The organism is Streptococcus mitis (genome assembly GCF_047463435.1).
Classification (GTDB): Bacteria; Bacillota; Bacilli; order Lactobacillales; family Streptococcaceae; genus Streptococcus; species Streptococcus mitis_DS.
This window is the reverse complement of record NZ_JASHDW010000009.1, coordinates 34,414-51,403: the sequence shown is the minus strand read 5'-3', so window position 1 is coordinate 51,403 and position 16,990 is coordinate 34,414. Positions and strand designations below refer to the sequence as shown.

At 42.7% G+C, this 16,990-nt stretch carries 19 protein-coding genes; 3 read left to right on the top strand and 16 right to left on the bottom strand.

Annotation, left to right across the window (positions count from 1 at the left end; genetic code table 11):
- Nucleotides 1-89 precede the first annotated feature (89 nt).
- From pyrE to typA, 7 genes are all read right to left on the bottom strand, one after another.
- Entirely contained in the window at nucleotides 90-722 is a 633-nt protein-coding gene (gene pyrE, locus QM843_RS06725; protein WP_000170896.1) for an orotate phosphoribosyltransferase, read from the bottom strand.
- A gap of 33 nt (nucleotides 723-755) precedes the next feature.
- The gene (pyrF, locus tag QM843_RS06720) at nucleotides 756-1,457 is read right to left on the bottom strand and encodes an orotidine-5'-phosphate decarboxylase (protein WP_414304636.1); all 702 of its coding nucleotides are present in this window, start codon (nucleotides 1,455-1,457) and stop codon (nucleotides 756-758) included.
- 232 nt (nucleotides 1,458-1,689) lie between these two features.
- On the bottom strand, nucleotides 1,690-2,943 hold the full coding sequence (locus tag QM843_RS06715) for a cell division protein FtsQ/DivIB (RefSeq protein WP_414304635.1): 1,254 nt from the start codon (nucleotides 2,941-2,943) through the stop codon (nucleotides 1,690-1,692).
- Nucleotides 2,944-2,952: 9 nt separating this feature from the next.
- A complete protein-coding gene (locus QM843_RS06710; RefSeq protein ID WP_414304634.1) occupies nucleotides 2,953-4,011 on the bottom strand; it encodes a UDP-N-acetylglucosamine--N-acetylmuramyl-(pentapeptide) pyrophosphoryl-undecaprenol N-acetylglucosamine transferase in 1,059 nt (352 codons plus the stop codon).
- Between the two features lies 1 nt (nucleotide 4,012).
- Nucleotides 4,013-5,365 carry a UDP-N-acetylmuramoyl-L-alanine--D-glutamate ligase gene (gene murD, locus QM843_RS06705; RefSeq protein WP_414304633.1) on the bottom strand — a complete coding sequence of 451 codons (1,353 nt, stop codon included), beginning with the start codon at nucleotides 5,363-5,365 and terminating at the stop codon, nucleotides 4,013-4,015.
- A gap of 114 nt (nucleotides 5,366-5,479) precedes the next feature.
- Nucleotides 5,480-5,734, bottom strand: a complete 255-nt coding sequence (locus QM843_RS06700; RefSeq protein ID WP_049550682.1) for a DUF3165 family protein — start codon at nucleotides 5,732-5,734, stop codon at nucleotides 5,480-5,482.
- A gap of 19 nt (nucleotides 5,735-5,753) precedes the next feature.
- Nucleotides 5,754-7,595 (bottom strand): translational GTPase TypA, encoded by a 1,842-nt coding sequence (gene typA / locus QM843_RS06695; protein WP_000164111.1) that lies wholly within the window; start codon nucleotides 7,593-7,595, stop codon nucleotides 5,754-5,756.
- Nucleotides 7,596-7,756: 161 nt separating this feature from the next.
- Between typA and QM843_RS06690 the strand changes: the two genes are divergently transcribed.
- Complete coding sequence (locus QM843_RS06690) at nucleotides 7,757-8,482, top strand: 16S rRNA pseudouridine(516) synthase (protein ID WP_414304632.1); 726 nt, start codon at nucleotides 7,757-7,759, stop codon at nucleotides 8,480-8,482.
- Nucleotides 8,483-8,515: 33 nt separating this feature from the next.
- Here QM843_RS06690 and QM843_RS06685 read toward each other — a convergent pair whose 3' ends face one another.
- Nucleotides 8,516-8,899: a rhodanese-like domain-containing protein gene (locus QM843_RS06685; protein ID WP_050253190.1), complete on the bottom strand. Its 384-nt coding sequence runs from the start codon at nucleotides 8,897-8,899 to the stop codon at nucleotides 8,516-8,518.
- Nucleotides 8,899-9,168: a YqgQ family protein gene (locus tag QM843_RS06680; protein WP_000051787.1), complete on the bottom strand. Its 270-nt coding sequence runs from the start codon at nucleotides 9,166-9,168 to the stop codon at nucleotides 8,899-8,901. The genes QM843_RS06685 and QM843_RS06680 overlap by 1 nt, the downstream gene beginning before the upstream one ends.
- A gap of 63 nt (nucleotides 9,169-9,231) precedes the next feature.
- On the opposite strand from QM843_RS06680, the gene QM843_RS06675 reads away from it, so the two are divergent.
- Nucleotides 9,232-10,140: a LysR family transcriptional regulator gene (locus QM843_RS06675; protein WP_414304631.1), complete on the top strand. Its 909-nt coding sequence runs from the start codon at nucleotides 9,232-9,234 to the stop codon at nucleotides 10,138-10,140.
- A gap of 53 nt (nucleotides 10,141-10,193) precedes the next feature.
- Here the strand turns inward: QM843_RS06675 and QM843_RS06670 are convergent, their stop codons facing one another.
- From QM843_RS06670 to miaA, 5 genes are read right to left on the bottom strand one after another with little or no spacing between them, the layout of a single operon-like run.
- Nucleotides 10,194-10,949 carry an SDR family NAD(P)-dependent oxidoreductase gene (locus QM843_RS06670; RefSeq protein WP_414304630.1) on the bottom strand — a complete coding sequence of 252 codons (756 nt, stop codon included), beginning with the start codon at nucleotides 10,947-10,949 and terminating at the stop codon, nucleotides 10,194-10,196.
- A 20-nt stretch (nucleotides 10,950-10,969) separates the two neighbouring features.
- The gene (gene rnz / locus QM843_RS06665) at nucleotides 10,970-11,899 is read right to left on the bottom strand and encodes a ribonuclease Z (protein ID WP_414304629.1); all 930 of its coding nucleotides are present in this window, start codon (nucleotides 11,897-11,899) and stop codon (nucleotides 10,970-10,972) included.
- A 14-nt stretch (nucleotides 11,900-11,913) separates the two neighbouring features.
- Nucleotides 11,914-12,537 carry a cystathionine beta-lyase gene (locus QM843_RS06660; protein ID WP_414304628.1) on the bottom strand — a complete coding sequence of 208 codons (624 nt, stop codon included), beginning with the start codon at nucleotides 12,535-12,537 and terminating at the stop codon, nucleotides 11,914-11,916.
- The gene (gene hflX / locus QM843_RS06655) at nucleotides 12,530-13,768 is read right to left on the bottom strand and encodes a GTPase HflX (protein ID WP_414304627.1); all 1,239 of its coding nucleotides are present in this window, start codon (nucleotides 13,766-13,768) and stop codon (nucleotides 12,530-12,532) included. The genes QM843_RS06660 and hflX overlap by 8 nt, the downstream gene beginning before the upstream one ends.
- Nucleotides 13,761-14,645, bottom strand: coding sequence for a tRNA (adenosine(37)-N6)-dimethylallyltransferase MiaA (gene miaA / locus QM843_RS06650; RefSeq protein ID WP_020902452.1), 885 nt, complete (start codon nucleotides 14,643-14,645; stop codon nucleotides 13,761-13,763). Before miaA ends, hflX begins: the two co-directional genes overlap by 8 nt.
- Before the next feature lie 120 nt (nucleotides 14,646-14,765).
- Between miaA and QM843_RS06645 the strand changes: the two genes are divergently transcribed.
- The gene (locus QM843_RS06645) at nucleotides 14,766-14,936 is read left to right on the top strand and encodes a DUF3042 family protein (RefSeq protein ID WP_001051780.1); all 171 of its coding nucleotides are present in this window, start codon (nucleotides 14,766-14,768) and stop codon (nucleotides 14,934-14,936) included.
- A gap of 50 nt (nucleotides 14,937-14,986) precedes the next feature.
- On the opposite strand, the gene QM843_RS06640 is transcribed toward QM843_RS06645, so the two are convergent.
- Complete coding sequence (locus QM843_RS06640; RefSeq protein ID WP_033686601.1) at nucleotides 14,987-15,826, bottom strand: thymidylate synthase; 840 nt, start codon at nucleotides 15,824-15,826, stop codon at nucleotides 14,987-14,989.
- Nucleotides 15,827-15,923: 97 nt separating this feature from the next.
- Nucleotides 15,924-16,883 (bottom strand): ROK family glucokinase, encoded by a 960-nt coding sequence (locus QM843_RS06635; protein ID WP_020902451.1) that lies wholly within the window; start codon nucleotides 16,881-16,883, stop codon nucleotides 15,924-15,926.
- Between the last annotated feature and the right edge of the window lie 107 nt (nucleotides 16,884-16,990).

The following is a 16,990-nucleotide window of genomic DNA, read 5'->3' as shown; positions in this document are numbered from 1 at the left end:
TTCTAATTGTTAGATAACTCATTTTTTGTTCGTTTTTTATGTTTAAGTTAGATTTTTGTCCCAGACTCGTCTCTCTTTATCTTACTGACCTAACCTTCTTGCCAATTCTCTTGGTCTTCTTTAAAGCGTTTTAGAAGATCGAGTCCTTCTGGTGTGATATAGCCTTCTTCTTGGGCTAGGTGGATGAGTTCACTGTAGTTAGAAAGCGTTACAAGTTTGACACCTGCATCTGCAAAGTTTTTGTCTGCTTTTGGCAATTGGTAGCTGAAAATCGCTACAACTCCAAGCACATCTGCTCCTTCTCGCTTAGCTGCGGCTACGGCTTCGAGCACAGAACCACCAGTTGAAATGAGGTCTTCAACCACTACCATTTTTTGACCTTGAGCTACGCGACCTTCGATTTGATTACCAGCTCCGTGGTCTTTTGGTTTGCTACGGATGTAGGCAAATGGCAGGTTCATCTTGTCAGCAATGATGGCTCCGTGAGGAATCCCTGCTGTTGCAGTCCCTGCAATCACTTCAACCTCAGGAAAGGCTTCTTTGATAGCATCCACAAAGCCATTTTCAATTAGGGTACGAGTTTCTGGATAGGCTAGTGTCACACGATTATCAGTGTAAATGGGTGACTTGATACCAGATGCCCAAGTGAAAGGCTCCTCTGGTTTGAGGTAAACGGCTTGAATTTTCAAGAGGTGGCTAGCGATATCTTTAGCAAGTGTCATGGTCTTCTCCTTTTATTTTTCTAATCTAGTTCTTTAATTCCAGTCCTGTGTCCATTCATCCTTGATGGCATGATAAGCTACAACAGGATTCTCAGCTTGGGTAATAGGACGTCCCACTACGATATAGTCACTACCAATTTGATAAGCATCCGCTGGAGTCATCACGCGTTTTTGGTCTCCAACAGCAGCTCCCTGAGGGCGAATTCCTGGTGTTAGACAGATAAAATCTGGATTGGTAGCCTGCTTGATGACTTGCACTTCCTGAGCCGAGCAAACGACACCATCCAAACCCGCTTCAGCTGTCTTCTTGGCATAGTGGATCACTGACTCCTGCAGGCTGGTTTGGATATTTTGAAAATCCTGCATCTGAGCTTCTGATGTTGAGGTCAGCTGTGTTACAGCAATCAACTTCGCTTGGTTTCCAAGACCTTCACGCGCAGCCTTCATCATCTCTACACCACCAGCCGCATGAACATTGGCCATATCCACACCAAGCTGAGACAAGACCTTCATGGCTGATTTAACTGTATTAGGAATATCATGCAGCTTGAGATCCAAAAAGACACTATGACCCTGATCTTTTAAGTAGGACACAATCTCAGGCCCTGTTGCGTAATAGAGCTCCATCCCTACCTTGAGATAAAGGCTTTCTTCTGCTGGAAAAAGAGCTAAGAATTCCTTGACTGCCTCAAAACTAGGAAAATCAAGAGCAATGACTGGACGATGTTCTCGCATAGGTTTCTCCTTTTACCTTTGCTAGTGAGAGAGTCTGGCCACAAGAAGCCACGAAAAAAGGAACCTGCCAACAGCAAGGTTCCACGAAAAATGGGTAGTCTCCACCCTTTCACCGTCTAACCTTAGCTGCCTCTCTGGACTGCTTTAAAGGTTTTTTACTATTCTATTATTTCTACTAGCACTTGTCAAGTAAAAACATGGCAACTAAAGAGCTCTAGGAGAAAAGGTAAACCTAGCGACGCGATGAACGCTGACTTGTTTGGTTTCGATTGCTCTCTTCCTCCAATTTTTTCTTCTCTTCTTCCAATTTATTCTGCTGTTCTTCCAGCCTTTTCTTCTCTTCCTCTTTCTGTTTCTTCTCAGCTTCCTTAGCCTCTTGTTTGGCTTTTTCCTCAGCCTCCATAATTAATTTATCCGCCACAGTGTAGCTGTAAATTCCAGCTTCCATGTCAATCACACTTGGTTCTGACAATTGTGGCTTAATCTTACTATAGTAAGGCAATTTCTTACTCATTTCAGACAGGGGAACCAAGACTTCGTCCGAATCATTCATGGTCAATCGAATTAAATCTGAAGTCACCTTGCTTGGGGCTAGTTCCACCTTCTGAATAGCTGCTTTGAGTTCAGGGCTAATTTGAGAAAGTTCTGATGTAAAGGCCTTGATTTGTTGGCTGTCATTAAAGAGAACTGATAAATAAGTTTCTGGCAGACTCACCAAACTTACAGCACTGGTCTCCACCTTCCCACTGGAAAGAATAGGATAATGATTTTCACCAGAAACATAGTAGGCAACAATATCGTATTCCTTGACTTTGATAGTAAACTTGGTTGGAAATTGATAGACAAGCTGAGCTGATTCAACCCAATAATTAGACTTGATCTGTTCTTCATATTTTGCCTTGTCTAGCAGAAGGTTAATCGTATAATCCGAATCCTGAATGCCTGAAGCCTGTCGAATATCATCAGCTGTAGTTTGCACCGTTCCCTCAACACGAATATCTTTCATGGTCGCATAAGGACTAAGCAAGTAGGCAGAGACGACCAATAAAATCAGACTGAGAAACAAAATCGAGATAGCCCGCCAGATATGAACTCCTGGAATTTTCGGTTTAACCGGTTTTTCCTTTACAGGCTTTTTCTCTACTTTTTTAGCCTGTTTATTCTGTTTCTTTGGTTCTTTGGATTTTGGTTCTTCTTTGGCTACTTCTTTTTTGACGTCTTCTGACTTTTCTACTTTTTCTTCAGCATCTTCCTTAGCTGATTCTGGGTCTTTTGGTTCAGATTCACTCTCTTGCTCCTCAGTTTTATCTGACTTTTCAGATTTCGAAGCCATTCGAGCTTGTCTTTCCTTTTCCTTCTCCTCAGCTAGGGCCGCCTCTTCTTCAGCCTTCTTTTTTAGATATTCTTGGTTTCGTTTCTGCCATTCTGATAACTCTTTAAATTCTTCGAGGATTTCTTTGCCCTCATTTTTCTTATCTTTTGACATTTACTTTCCTTATGATAAATCTTTTTTCAACAATTGATAAAAATCTGCTAGAGATTTCAATTCCTTAGAAGCCTTCATCTTAGCCTGGTAGTCTTCCTTGTGACTTAGTAAGTGAGAAAGCTTCTCTTCCAAACTATCCAAGGTCAAATCGCTTTCTTGAAGCTCTTCTGCATAGCCTTTTTTTACAAAGTAAGCTGCGTTCTCAATCTGGTCACCACGACTTGCTTCACGACCAAGTGGCACAATGACATGTAATTTTGCCATGGCCAAAAGCTCAAAAATCGTATTGGCACCACCTCGTGTCACAACAATATCAGCCAATTCCATCAAGGGTTGATAGAGACCGGTCACGTAGTCAACACGAAAAAGATTTTGGCTCAACTCGTTCAGGCTAGAATCTCCAGTTAGGTTGATAATATTGTAGCGCTCTGTCAGTTCTTTCTTATGGTCTGTCACCAATTGGTTAAAGACACGAGCACCTGCAGAACCACCGACAAACAATACAGTTGGCAATTTAGGATTAAAGTGGGTTTGAATATCTACCAATTCATCGGGTTCTGGACCTTTTTGGTCTGAAACCTTGGTCACTGCTCCCACATGCTCGACCTTAGACAAACTTGAAGCTTGTTCAAAGGTTGAATACATCTTCGTCGCAAATTTATAGGCGATTTTATTGGCCAAGCCCATAGATAGGTCAGATTCGTGAATAAAGACTGGCACTCCTGACACACGCGCTGCGATAACAGGCGGCACAGAGACAAAGCCTCCCTTTGAAAAAAGGGCCTGTGGACGAAGTCGCAACATGATAAAGAGAGATTGGACAATTCCCCAGCCAACTTTGAAGACGTCCAGCATATTTTGCCAAGAGAAATAGCGACGCAATTTTCCAGTCGCAATGGAATGGAAGGTGACATCTAGACCCGACTTGAGGATTTCTTGATGTTCGATACCACGTTTATCTCCGATATAGTGGACTTCCCAGCCATCTTCGATGAACTTGGGCATTAACAAAAGGTTGAGGGTAACATGTCCAACCGTCCCCCCACCTGTAAAGACAATTTTTTTCATATTATTCCTTTAACTCCGCTACTGTGTCGATAAAGAGGTCGCCACGTACTTCAAAGTTAGCATACATATCCCAGCTAGCATTGGCAGGACTGAGAAGAACCACGTCTCCTTGAGTCGCAAGTTCATAGGCCTTGCGGGTCGCATCTGCAATATCAGTCGCATCCACATAAGACACACCAGCCTTATCTGCTGCCTGTTTGACACGTTCTGCAGACTGACCGAGGATGACCATCTTCTTGAGTCCAGTAATGTCTGGCACCAATTCGTCAAACTCATTGCCACGGTCCAAACCACCTGCAATCAAGATCACCTTGCTGTTGTCAAATCCTGATAAGGCTTTTTGAGTAGCCAAGATATTGGTTGACTTGCTATCATTATAGAATTTGACACGCTTGATTTCATCCACAAATTGGAGACGGTGTTTGACACCACCAAAGGTTGAAAGAGTTTCTTTGATGGTTTGGTTATCCACACCACGAAGTTTGGCTACAGCAATAGTCGCAAGGGCATTTTCCACATTGTGACTACCTGGAACTCCGATTTCATTCGCTGCCATGACAACTTCCCCACGGAAGTAGAGCTGACCATCTTCCAGATAAGCTCCATCAACCTTTTCCTGTGTTGAAAATGGTACAACTGTAGCTTGTGTTTTTCTTGCCAATTCTTTTGCCAAGTCTTGGTTAAAGTTCAAGACAAGGAAATCAGCCGCTGTCATCTTGTTCTGGATATTCCACTTGGCTGCTACATATTCCTCAAAAGAACCATGATAATCGATATGAGTTGGCATGACGTTGGTAATAACCGCAATCTCAGGATGGAATTCTTGAACGCCCATCAATTGGAAAGAAGAAAGTTCCATAACAAGCGTGTCCTTGTCTGACGCAGTTTGTGCCACTTGACTAGCTGGATAGCCGATATTTCCTGATAAAAGACCATGTTGCCCAGCAGCAGTCAAAACTTCCCCAATCATAGTCGTTGTGGTTGTTTTACCGTTCGAACCTGTGATACCGATAATTGGTGCTTCAGAAATCAAATAAGCCAATTCCACCTCGGTCAAGACTGGAATTCCCTTGGCCAAAGCCTTTTCAATCATGGGATTACTGTATGGGATACCTGGATTTTTCACCATAAGGGCGAACTCTTCATCCAAGAGTTCCAAAGGATGACCGCCTGTGATGACCTTGATCCCTTCTTCCAACAAACTTTGGGCAGCTGGATTGTCCTCGAATGGTTTCCCGTCATTTACTGTCACAATGGCACCCAGCTTATCCAACAAACGAGCTGCAGATTCACCAGACTTGGCCAAACCTAAAACAAGGACTTTCTTATTTTTAAATTGATCTATTACTTTCATGTCTCGAACTCCATTTCTACTCTTACTATTTTACCATTTTTATGGAAATAATTCTAAATGAAAATGCTCAGATTCAGCATTCTAACAAGCAAAAAGAGAGCCGAAACTCTCTTTTTATCTTCTTTTACTTTTACTAACCGACATGAGGGTAATATCTCGCAAGCTAAAGTATGCTAGGAAGAGCATGGCGATTGCGATAAAGAATTCTGTCGGTAGCTGAAAAATTTGCAGGATAGACAACATGAGCAAAATCAAGAGTGCTACGAAAGCAAAGACGACAAGGACGATATTAACTGTCCCTTTAATGCTTTCTGGTGTCGCAAATACATAGAGTAGTAATAAGAGGAGTCCTATGATTAAATAAACCATCTTTATCTCTTTCTAGCTCTTATTCAGCTGATTTTTTCTTCTTGTTAGCTTTCTCACGCTCTGCTTTGTTAAGGATTTGTTTACGCAAACGGATAGATTCAGGCGTTACTTCCATGTACTCGTCGTCGTTCAAGAACTCAAGAGACTCTTCAAGTGTCAAGATACGAGGTGTCTTGATAACAGCTGTTTGGTCCTTAGTAGCTGAACGAACGTTAGTCATTTGTTTTGCCTTAGTGATGTTAACTGTCAAGTCATTTTCACGAGAGTTTTCACCGATGATCATTCCTTCATAGACCTCAGTACCTGGGTTGACAAAGATTGTACCACGTTCTTCGATAGACATGATTGAGTAAGTTGTAGCCTTACCAGCATCGATAGAAACAAGGGCACCACGGTGACGACCACCAATTTCACCTGGAATCAATGGCAAGTATTGGTCGAAGGTATGGTTCATGATACCGTAACCACGAGTCATTGACAAGAACTCAGTTGAGTATCCAATCAAACCACGCGCTGGAACAAGGAAGACCAAACGAGTTTGACCATTACCAGTTGAAATCATATCCAACATTTCACCCTTACGTTCAGAAAGGCTTTGGATAACAGACCCTTGGTATTCTTCTGGAGTGTCGATTTGTACACGTTCAAATGGTTCGCATTTAACACCGTCGATTTCTTTTACGATAACCTCTGGACGAGATACTTGAAGTTCATATCCCTCACGACGCATTGTCTCGATAAGGATTGACAAGTGCAATTCTCCACGTCCTGAAACAGTCCATTTATCTGGTGAATCAGTTGGGTCAACACGAAGGGAAACGTCTGTTTGCAATTCTGCCTGCAAACGTTCTTCCACCTTACGAGAAGTCACCCATTTACCTTCTTTACCAGCAAATGGTGAGTTGTTAACCAAGAAAGTCATTTGAAGAGTTGGCTCATCGATGTGTAGGATTGGAAGAGCTTCAACTGCGTCTGTCGGAGTAATGGTTTCACCGACAAAGATATCTTCCATACCTGAAACGGCAATCAAATCACCTGCTTTGGCTTCTTGGATTTCACGACGTTCCAAACCAAAGAAACCAAAGAGTTTTGTAACACGGAAGTTTTTAGTTGTGCCATCAAGTTTAGAAAGGGTAACTTGGTCCCCAACCTTAACAGTACCACGGAAGACACGACCGATACCGATACGTCCAACGAAGTCGTTGTAGTCCAAAAGTGACACTTGGAACTGCAAAGGCTCATCTGAGTTATCTACTGGAGCTGGGATATGGTCGATAATCGTGTCAAAGATTGGTGCCATAGTAGCTTCTTGGTCAGCTGGATCATCTGACAATGAAGAAGTTCCGTTGATCGCTGAAGCATACACCACTGGGAAGTCAAGCTGGTCATCATCTGCACCAAGCTCGATGAAAAGTTCCAAGACTTCGTCCACTACTTCTGCTGGACGAGCTGATGGTTTGTCGATTTTGTTAACAACCACGATTGGGACAAGGTCTTGTTCTAAAGCTTTTTTCAATACGAAACGAGTTTGTGGCATTGTTCCTTCGTAGGCATCTACGACCAAGACAACACCGTCAACCATTTTCATGATACGCTCAACTTCTCCACCGAAGTCCGCGTGTCCTGGTGTATCCATGATGTTGATACGAGTTCCGTTGTAGGCAACGGCTGTATTTTTAGCAAGGATGGTAATTCCACGCTCTTTTTCGATATCATTTGAGTCCATAGCACGCTCAGCCAATTCAGTACGTGCATCAAGCGTTTCTGATTGTTTCAATAATTCGTCAACGAGGGTTGTTTTACCGTGGTCAACGTGGGCGATAATCGCAATGTTACGGATATCTTCTCTTAATTTTGTCATGATTTCCTCTATAATATTCAAAATTTATTTTCTAACTGAACGATTATACCATATTTTCAAGTAAATAACATAACTCAAGCAAGTGTAAATGTTTTCACTCCGCTTTTCTTTTCACGTCAAGCCTTTTCAAAGCAAGCGACTTATGATAAGATAGGCACAGTATGCGTTTAGATAATTTATTAGCCCAAGAAAAAATAAGCCGAAAGGCCATGAAACAAGCCTTACTCAAAGGAGAAATTCTAGTCGATGGTTTCCCAGCCCGCTCCCTAGCTCAGAATATCGATACAGTACTACAAGAGCTCCTTTTTCAGGACCGTATCATTCACGGTTACGAGCACACCTACCTTATGCTTCATAAGCCTACTGGTGTCGTTACAGCCAACAAAGACAAGGAACTTCCAACCGTCATGGATCTCCTTCCACCTGCCATCCAGTCTGACAAGCTTTATGCCATAGGCCGACTGGACCGAGATACGACAGGCCTCCTCCTCTTGACCGATAACGGACCTTTGGGCTTTCAACTCCTTCATCCCCAATATCATGTCGATAAGACTTATCAAGTTGAGGTTAATGGATTTCTGACACCTGACCATATCCAAGCCTTTCAAAAAGGAATTGTCTTTTTAGATGGTACTGTCTGTAAACCTGCAAGACTAGAGATTCTATCTGCAAGTCCTTCCCTCAGTCAAGGCTCTATCACCATTTCAGAAGGAAAATTTCATCAAGTCAAGAAAATGTTCCTCTCGGTTGGTGTCAAGGTGACCTCCCTCAAACGCACCCAATTTGGCCCTTGGAGTTTGGATGACAATCTTCAAGAGGGAGACTATCGCCCCCTCAACTCAGAAGAGCTGACAAGCATTCGTGAATTTCTCAGAAAAAGTGGTTAAAAAATGAGCTCGGAAACATCCAAGCTCATTTTCTTATTTCTCAACTTTGACTTTCCCTTTCCAAGAATCCAAACCATAAGAAAGGATATAAATCTCAGAAAAACCTTGTTTTTTCAAGTAAAGGGCTGCATTTGTGACACGTTGCGCACGTTGGTTTTCATAAAGAAGGACAGGTTTATCCTTACGAAGGGCTGCAAGACTAGTCTTCAACTGACTTGAAGGAATATTGCGTGCACCAAGGATATGCTTTCTGTGGAATTCTGCTGGATCACGCAAATCAATCAATTGACCTGTACGAATCAAGGCTTCAAACTCCTCATTGTCTACGATTTTAGCCGCACGGCGAATACGAAAATAGTTAAAGCCCATCCACGCCAACATTGCTAGTATAAGTGCCCACAAAATCCAAGTAACCATTAGTTCTTTTCTCCATTTTTCTCAATATAATCCAATTCCACCTTGTGCTCTCTGCGAAGAACTGCTTCTGCTTCTAGATAGTCTAATTTGTCCATCAACCCTGCATCGTAAATCCGAGAGAGTTCCAGCTTCATCAGTTCAATATCATATAAGCGTTTTCCCATGTAAACAATAATACCAAATCGTTTGAGGAATTGCTGCACATCATAGAATGTTTTCATAAGACTCATTCTAGCAAAATTTTGTGTTTTTTTCAAGAAGAGACTCACACAATGGCCCTGATTTTCCTATCTTCTTTGGCGATTCTGACGCAAGTGTGGTACAATAAAAACATGAGAATTCAACAATTACACTATATTATCAAAATCGTCGAAACTGGCTCCATGAATGAGGCAGCCAAGCAACTCTTTATCACTCAGCCAAGTCTTTCCAATGCAGTGAGAGATTTGGAAAATGAAATGGGCATTGAAATCTTTATCCGCAATCCCAAGGGTATCACCTTGACCCGTGATGGGATGGAGTTCCTCTCTTATGCCCGTCAGGTTGTCGAGCAGACTCAGCTTCTGGAGGAACGCTATAAAAATCCTGTCGCCCACCGTGAACTTTTTAGCGTTTCATCCCAGCACTATGCCTTTGTGGTCAATGCCTTTGTCTCTCTGCTCAAGAAAAGTGATATGGAGAAATACGAGCTCTTCCTTCGTGAAACTCGGACTTGGGAGATTATCGACGACGTCAAGAACTTCCGTAGTGAGGTCGGTGTCCTATTTTTGAACAGCTACAACCGTGATGTTTTAACCAAAATGCTGGATGATAACCACCTGCTGGCTCATCATCTCTTTACCGCCCAACCGCATATCTTTGTCAGCAAGACCAATCCTCTGGCAAAGAAAGATAAGGTCAAACTAGAAGACTTGGAGAACTTTCCTTACCTCAGCTATGACCAAGGAACTCACAACTCCTTCTACTTTTCAGAAGAGATTCTCTCGCAGGAATACCACAAAAAATCTATCGTGGTCAGTGACCGTGCCACCCTCTTTAATCTCTTGATTGGTTTAGATGGTTATACCATTGCGACAGGGATTTTGAACAGCAACCTCAACGGAGACAATATCGTTTCTATCCCACTGGATATTGACGACTCCATTGAGCTAGTCTATATCCAGCATGAAAAAACCAGCCTATCTAAGATGGGCGAACGCTTTATCGACTATTTACTAGAAGAAGTCCAGTTTGATAGTTGAGAAATGATAAGAACCAATATGTAGGCTAGCAACAACCTGCACATTGGTTCTTTTTACTTATAATTAAAAGTCTCCCCTGCCAACTTATCAGCTAGCTTGGGAAAGAGGGTATAAAATTTGTGGGCCAAGTTCAACAAGACTGGGAGATTGAGTTCTCGTTTGTTTTTCCCTATAATCTTGACAATCTTTTTAGCCACTTCATCTGGCTCTAGCAGGAAGCGGTCAACCGATTTAAGATAGGTTCCATCTGGGTCGGCCTGGTCAAAAAATCCTGTACGGATTGGTCCTGGATTGACCGTCGTTACGTAAACACCATGAGGCATGAGTTCGAGACGCAGAGCATTTGAAAAACCAATGGCCGCAAACTTGGTAGCAGAGTAGAGACTAGACTTACCAGTAGAGATCAAACCTGCCATGCTAACAATATTGATGATATGGCCTTTTCGACTTTCCTTCATTCGAGCCGCAAGGCGACGAGACAGATTCATTAGGGCAAAGGTATTGACCTCGAACATCTGATGAATATCTTTATCGGAAATCTGGTCAAATTCCTCAAAGATCCCGTAACCAGCATTGTTTATCAAGACATCAATCTTGCCATAGCGGAAATAGAGATCTGCTACCAGAGTTTCTAAGGCTGAATCATCGGTAATATCGATTTCAATCCATTCTGCATGGGGATGGTTTCCGTAGAGTTGGGCTAATTTTTCCTTATTTCTACCAAGCAAGATGAGTTGGTCATTTTGCAAGAGTTTGACCATTTCTTGAGCTAGACCACCACTAGCTCCTGTAATGAGAATAGTAGGCATACTGTTCCTTTCCCAATCTTTTAGATTTCCACCTCTTCCAAGTCTTTGACGACATGGACATTTTCAAAGACACTAGCAGCATCTTTTTTGAGCTTGCTGATATCTTTCGAAAGGAAACGGGCGCTGATATGGTTGAGCAAGAGGCGTTTGGCTCCTGCTTCTACCGCTACTTGTGCAGCTTGCATGTTAGTAGAGTGGCCATGGTTACGAGCAATTTTTTCATCACCCTTGCCATAAGTCGATTCATGGACAAGGACATCGGCATTGACAGCCAGACGCACACTGGCATTGGTTTTGCGGGTGTCACCCAGAATAGTGATAATTTTACCTGGACGTGGAGCTGAGATATAGTCTGCTGCCTTGATTTCAGTACCGTCTTCGAGAACAACATCCTGACCGTTTTTGATTTTACCAAAAAGCGGGCCAAATGGGACACCAGCTGTCTTGAGTTTCTCAGCATCCAGCGTTCCTTCAAGGTCCTTTTGCATGACACGATAGCCAACACAGAAAATAGTGTGGTCCAGCTCCTCTGCATACACCGTGAATTTATCGGTTTCAAGGATTTTTCCTAAAGAATCTTGGTCAAACTCATGAAAATAAATACGATAAGGCAGGCGAGAACCCGACACACGAAGACTGGTTAAGACAAATGACTTGATACCTTGCGGTCCATAGATTTCCAAATCTGTCTGCTCTTCATTGGCCTGAAAGGCACGGCTAGAAAGGAAACCTGGTAAGCCAAAAATGTGGTCTCCGTGCAAGTGAGTGATAAAGATTTTGCTGACCTTACGTGGTCGAATTGTGGTTTCCAGAATGCGATTTTGCGTACCTTCTCCACAGTCAAAGAGCCAGACTTCGTTAATCTCATCCAAGAGTTTCAGGGCGAGACTTGAAACGTTGCGGGCTTTAGAGGGCTGACCTGCCCCCGTTCCTAAAAATTGAATATCCATTCGATACTTTCTAATTAATCAATATATAACATGGCTGTGCGGTTTTCCGATCGGAAATAGCGTTTGCCAGAAAAAACCGTGGCTTCTTGTAATAACTCCTCTTGGCTATAGCCTTTGAGACGCTTGCGACCATCAGCCAAGCTTTCTAAATCTGTCAAAGCTGTTAGACTCTCCATGCTAACAACTTCTTCATCTCCAACAGCCTTCATGTAAATCTTGCCAGACTCTTCAAAGACCAGTTGATGGGGGAAAATTTGCGCAATTTCAAAAAGCAAGTCATCCGAGATTACTTCCTCATTTTCAGAAAAAATCCGACCCAGACCCTTACTCTCATAGCAAAAACCAAAAGACTTGCCAGACAGATTCAGACGAATAAAGGGCTTATTTTCAAAGGTGAAACTTGGTTCAGCATTGTAAAGATTCAACTCCTGGCTGAGTTCTGCAAAATAATCCGTCGCAGCTTGAGGACTCTTTTTTTGATATAGTTCTGCAAAGTAAGCATTGACCACGCTGGGCGGAGGAGTGATCAGTGCCAACTGCTCTTGATTTGTCTTACCAGCTAGAAGTTGATCTAAGTAAACCTTATCTAGGCTTGTATAACCTCCATACTTTAGAGCCAACGTTTTAATATCAGTCATAAAATTCTTCTAACCTCCATTTGTTTTTCTCAGAAATGTAGCCTGTAATCACTTCGCCGTCTTCCTGATAATCACGTTCTTCAAGAATCGCAACACTTTCTAAATCGTGAATCTTGTAGGACTTAGAAAAAGGCACGCGCAGAGTAAAAGATTCAAAAATATCCTTGATTTTCTCTAAAAATAGTGTCTGCAAGTTCTCACGACTATCCTCAGACTTGGCAGAAATGAGGGCATAAGGCGTTTGGGTCGGCGTAAAATCCTCCACCAAATCCGCTTTATTATAAAGGGTCAAGCGAGGAATATCTTCCAGGTCCAGGTCTTTCATGATGGACAGGACTGTTTTTTCATGCTCCTCATGGTAAGGATTGCTGGTATCGATAACATGAACCAGAAGGTCCACATGCTTGCTTTCTTCCAAGGTTGACTTGAAACTGGACACCAACTCTGTCGGCAAATCTTGAATAAAGCCAACTGTATCTGTCAAAGTTACTTGGAGATTGCCTCCCAGATGGATACTCTTAGTTGTCGCGTCCAAAGTCGCAAAGAGCTCGTCTGCTTCATACTGTGTCTTACTGGTCAAAGTGTTCATGATGGTTGATTTCCCAGCATTGGTGTAACCAATCAAACCAATCTTAAAGGTGCTTGACTCCAAACGTTTTTCTCTGACAGTCGCCCGATTTTTCTCAACCACCTTGAGCTGGCGCTCGATATCCGTAATTTGATTGCGAACACTACGACGGTTCAGCTCCAGCTGGCTTTCACCAGGTCCACGGGAACCAATTCCCCCTGCCTGACGACTGAGCATAATTCCCTGACCAACCAAGCGAGGCAAGAGATATTTGAGCTGAGCTAGGTGAACTTGGAGCTTCCCTTCATGGCTTCGAGCTCGCATGGCAAAGATATCCAAAATCAACTGCATACGGTCAATGACCTTGACACCGAGAACTTCTTCTAAATTGACATTTTGCCGTGGAGTTAAACGGTTGTTGACGATGACAGTGGTAATTTCTTCTGCATCCACCATAAGCGCAATTTCTTCTAACTTACCAGAGCCGACGAAGGTCTTGGAATCATATTTTTCACGTTTTTGTCTGTAGCTATCTACAACGACTGCCCCTGCTGTTTTCGCTAAACTGGCCAATTCTTCCATAGAGAGATCAAAATTGTCCATGCCCTGCAATTCTACACCAATGAGCAGGACCCGTTCCTCTTTTTTCTCCGTTTCAATCATCTAAAAACTCCTCTATCTGGCTTAAAATGCGATCTTTTACACCAGTTTCTCCAATCTGATAAAAGGTCACCTGCATGCGATTACGGAACCAGGTCAACTGACGTTTGGCAAAACGACGAGTCGCCTGTTTGAGACTCTCACTAGCATCCTCCAAGGTCTGCTCTCCACGGAAGTAAGGAAAGAGTTCCTTGTAACCAATCCCTTTAGCAGCCTGCACATCTGGATAATGGTCAAACAACCACTTAGCTTCGTCTAGAAGTCCAGCTTCAAACATCAGGTCCACTCGGTGATTGATACGCTCATAAAGCTGACTGCGCTCATCGTCCAAGCAGATAATCAGCGGTTCATATAGACTCTCTTTATTTTCCAAATCCTGACCAAAATGGGCAATTTCCAAGGCACGCATCGCACGACGACGATTAAACTGGGAAATCTCAAGGTCTGCTTGCTCCACCAAATGGGCTAATTCCTCATCTGAATATGGCTCCAAACTAGCTCGATAAGCTAAAATCTCCTCATGAGGAGTCTCACCACCTAGGTGGTAGCCTTCAAGCAAGCTCTGGATATAAAGCCCAGTCCCACCAGCAATAATAGCTAGCTTGCCACGGCTTTGAATATCCTCAATAGCCTTCTTAGCTTCTGAAACAAAATCAAAAGCCGAGTAAGACTCGGTTACCTCTCTAACATCGATTAAATGATGAGGAACAGCTGCCTGCTCTTCTGGACTAGCCTTAGCCGTCCCTATATCCAGACCTCGATAGACTTGCTGGCTATCTCCACTAACCACTTCGCCATTAAAACGCTTTGCAACTTCGATGGCAAGGGCTGTTTTTCCAACTGCAGTCGGTCCAACAATCACAATTATTTTTGTTTTCATCTTTTTTCCTTGAAAAATTCCCATTTTTTCGTTACTATTATTATAACACAAAAAGGTCAGTCAGAAAAATGTGACCTCTTGAGGGGGCTGGCTGATTAAGAAGATAAAGGAGGAAGACTCATGGCTAAAGGATTCGCTAAAGGTCTTGTAACAGGTGTCGCAGGAACTGTCGCTGCAGTCGCAGGTGCAGTATACGCATTTAAAAAGAAAGTGATCGAACCAGAAGAGCAAAAAGCAGCTTTCATCGAAGAAAACCGTAAAAAAGCAGCTCGTCGCCGCGTATCACGTTAAGAAACAAAAGAAGTTGGGATTTATTTTCTCAACTTCTTTTTTCTATTCTTTTAAATAGCTAGGTCAAACTTCAACTGTGGCTTGACAGGGTCATAATCCACCAACTCAAAGTCCTCTGCTTTAATATCAAAAAAATTGGTCTTATCTGGCACATTCAAGACCAAACGTGGTTGGCAGTTTGATGGCTCACGACGGAGCAATTCCTGAGCTTGTTCAAATTGATTGTCATAGATATGGAGATTGTTGATGAAGTAGAAGAACTTCCCAACCTTCCAGCCGAAATGCTTGGCAATCATCATTTGAAGAGCCACGTACTGCATAGCATTGATGTGGTGGGCCACCAACATGTCATTCGAACGCTGGGTCAAGGTCGCATCCAGATAGATTTCTCCATCTACACGGCGGACATCAAACATGGTCTGAAAGGCGCATGGGAGTAGTCCTTCTGTTTCTTCGAAAGCTTGGTAATCCCAGAGCGAAATGATATTGCGACGGTTCCAAGGGTTGACTTCCAACTGCTTGAGAAGCTTATTGATAATGTCGTGTTTCTTAACAACAGCACCATAGCGCTCACCAATGGTTCCCGTATTTCCCACTTCCCAGTCATTCCAGTAGTGAACATTGTACTTGTCATTGAGAACTTCTAGGCTATTAGACTGGTCTTGGTAGATCCAGAGAACTTCTTTGATAGCTGATTTGATTGCAATGGGACGCAAGGTTGTAATGGGGAATTCCCCCTTGGCCAAGTCATACTCTGCAAAGGCACCCGTTACGTACTTAGAGTTGGCAACTGTCCCATCCTTGTACTTGGGACGTGCTTGCTCTGAGAAAACACCTTCCTTTAGAATGCGTTCAATATTCTCTTTAAAAATCGTATCTGATTTTGTCATTTACTCTCACCTCATTTATTTCCTAACTAGTATAGCATAAAAAAAGAAAGGAGGAAAATCACTCGCTTCTGGAAAGCAATTTTCTCCTTTTTCTATTTTATTGCAATACAAGTGATGCTGCTCCGATAACTCCAGCGTCATTTCCTAGAGTTGCAAGAGCTAGTTTAGTTGTTGTGCGTACTTGTGGGAAGGTATTTTCGTCGTAAACCTTTTGAACACCTTGTAGAAGGAATTCTCCTGCAGCTGACACACCGCCACCGATAACGATTGTTGATGGGTTTAGGATTGAGCCAATGTTAGCACAAGCGATTCCCAAGTAACGTGAGAAATTACGGTAAACGATCAAAGCAAGATCGTCTCCTTCTTTTGCCAAATCAAAGACAGTCTTAGCAGTTACTTCTTCTCCATTATCAATCAAGCGTTTCAAGGCTGCATCACCTTCGTATTCGTCGGCATAACGACGAGTCAAGTTGACAATACCTGTTGCTGAAGCAACTGTCTCAAGGCAACCTTTCTTACCGCAAGTACATGCGATTGGTTGGTCAAAGTCAACAGTGATGTGGCCAAGCTCACCTGCTGCACCAGCAACACCGTGAAGCAATTTGCCTTCTGCGACGATACCGCCACCAACACCTGTACCAAGTGTCATAAAGACAACGTCTGGTTGGTTATCACCAGCCCCCATCCAACGTTCACCAAGAGCTGCTACGTTGGCATCATTATCGATGAAAAATGGAATGCCCAAGGCTTTTTCAATCTTTTCTTTAATCGGTTGAAGGGTTTTCCAGTTGAGGTTGTAGGCACCGATAACAGTTCCTTTTTCACGGTCAACCACACCAGGTGATCCCATTCCAATACCTTGGAAGTCTGCTGCTGCCAATCCAAGCAAGTCCAAACGATGCTGAATAGACTCAATCATATCATCTACGATATGACTTCCCTCATCCAAAATATTAGTCTTGATAGACCATTTTTCTTGGATTTCTCCTGCTGTTGTTAAGATTGCAAATTTGATAGAAGTTCCACCAAGGTCAATCCCAATAATCTTTTGACTCATCATATTCTCCTTTTTTATTATGAATTAATTGAAAATGCTTACAGATATAGTATAACAAAATTCACTCATTTATGCAAAGGTTTGCATTAACTTTCTAGATTTTATCC

What these genes read in the sequence shown, in the direction of transcription:
- QM843_RS06675 (WP_414304631.1), top strand. Translation starts at nt 9,232, where the DNA reads ATGAGAATTCAACAATTACACTATATTATCAAAATCGTCGAAACTGGC.
- QM843_RS06660 (WP_414304628.1), bottom strand. Translation starts at nt 12,537, where the DNA reads ATGACTGATATTAAAACGTTGGCTCTAAAGTATGGAGGTTATACAAGC.
- QM843_RS06700 (WP_049550682.1), bottom strand. Translation starts at nt 5,734, where the DNA reads ATGGTTTATTTAATCATAGGACTCCTCTTATTACTACTCTATGTATTT.
- QM843_RS06640 (WP_033686601.1), bottom strand. Translation starts at nt 15,826, where the DNA reads ATGACAAAATCAGATACGATTTTTAAAGAGAATATTGAACGCATTCTA.
- rnz (WP_414304629.1), bottom strand. Translation starts at nt 11,899, where the DNA reads ATGGATATTCAATTTTTAGGAACGGGGGCAGGTCAGCCCTCTAAAGCC.
- QM843_RS06685 (WP_050253190.1), bottom strand. Translation starts at nt 8,899, where the DNA reads ATGGTTACTTGGATTTTGTGGGCACTTATACTAGCAATGTTGGCGTGG.
- hflX (WP_414304627.1), bottom strand. Translation starts at nt 13,768, where the DNA reads ATGATTGAAACGGAGAAAAAAGAGGAACGGGTCCTGCTCATTGGTGTA.
- QM843_RS06690 (WP_414304632.1), top strand. Translation starts at nt 7,757, where the DNA reads ATGCGTTTAGATAATTTATTAGCCCAAGAAAAAATAAGCCGAAAGGCC.
- miaA (WP_020902452.1), bottom strand. Translation starts at nt 14,645, where the DNA reads ATGAAAACAAAAATAATTGTGATTGTTGGACCGACTGCAGTTGGAAAA.
- QM843_RS06645 (WP_001051780.1), top strand. Translation starts at nt 14,766, where the DNA reads ATGGCTAAAGGATTCGCTAAAGGTCTTGTAACAGGTGTCGCAGGAACT.
- QM843_RS06635 (WP_020902451.1), bottom strand. Translation starts at nt 16,883, where the DNA reads ATGAGTCAAAAGATTATTGGGATTGACCTTGGTGGAACTTCTATCAAA.
- QM843_RS06715 (WP_414304635.1), bottom strand. Translation starts at nt 2,943, where the DNA reads ATGTCAAAAGATAAGAAAAATGAGGGCAAAGAAATCCTCGAAGAATTT.
- typA (WP_000164111.1), bottom strand. Translation starts at nt 7,595, where the DNA reads ATGACAAAATTAAGAGAAGATATCCGTAACATTGCGATTATCGCCCAC.
- QM843_RS06710 (WP_414304634.1), bottom strand. Translation starts at nt 4,011, where the DNA reads ATGAAAAAAATTGTCTTTACAGGTGGGGGGACGGTTGGACATGTTACC.
- murD (WP_414304633.1), bottom strand. Translation starts at nt 5,365, where the DNA reads ATGAAAGTAATAGATCAATTTAAAAATAAGAAAGTCCTTGTTTTAGGT.
- pyrF (WP_414304636.1), bottom strand. Translation starts at nt 1,457, where the DNA reads ATGCGAGAACATCGTCCAGTCATTGCTCTTGATTTTCCTAGTTTTGAG.
- QM843_RS06670 (WP_414304630.1), bottom strand. Translation starts at nt 10,949, where the DNA reads ATGCCTACTATTCTCATTACAGGAGCTAGTGGTGGTCTAGCTCAAGAA.
- pyrE (WP_000170896.1), bottom strand. Translation starts at nt 722, where the DNA reads ATGACACTTGCTAAAGATATCGCTAGCCACCTCTTGAAAATTCAAGCC.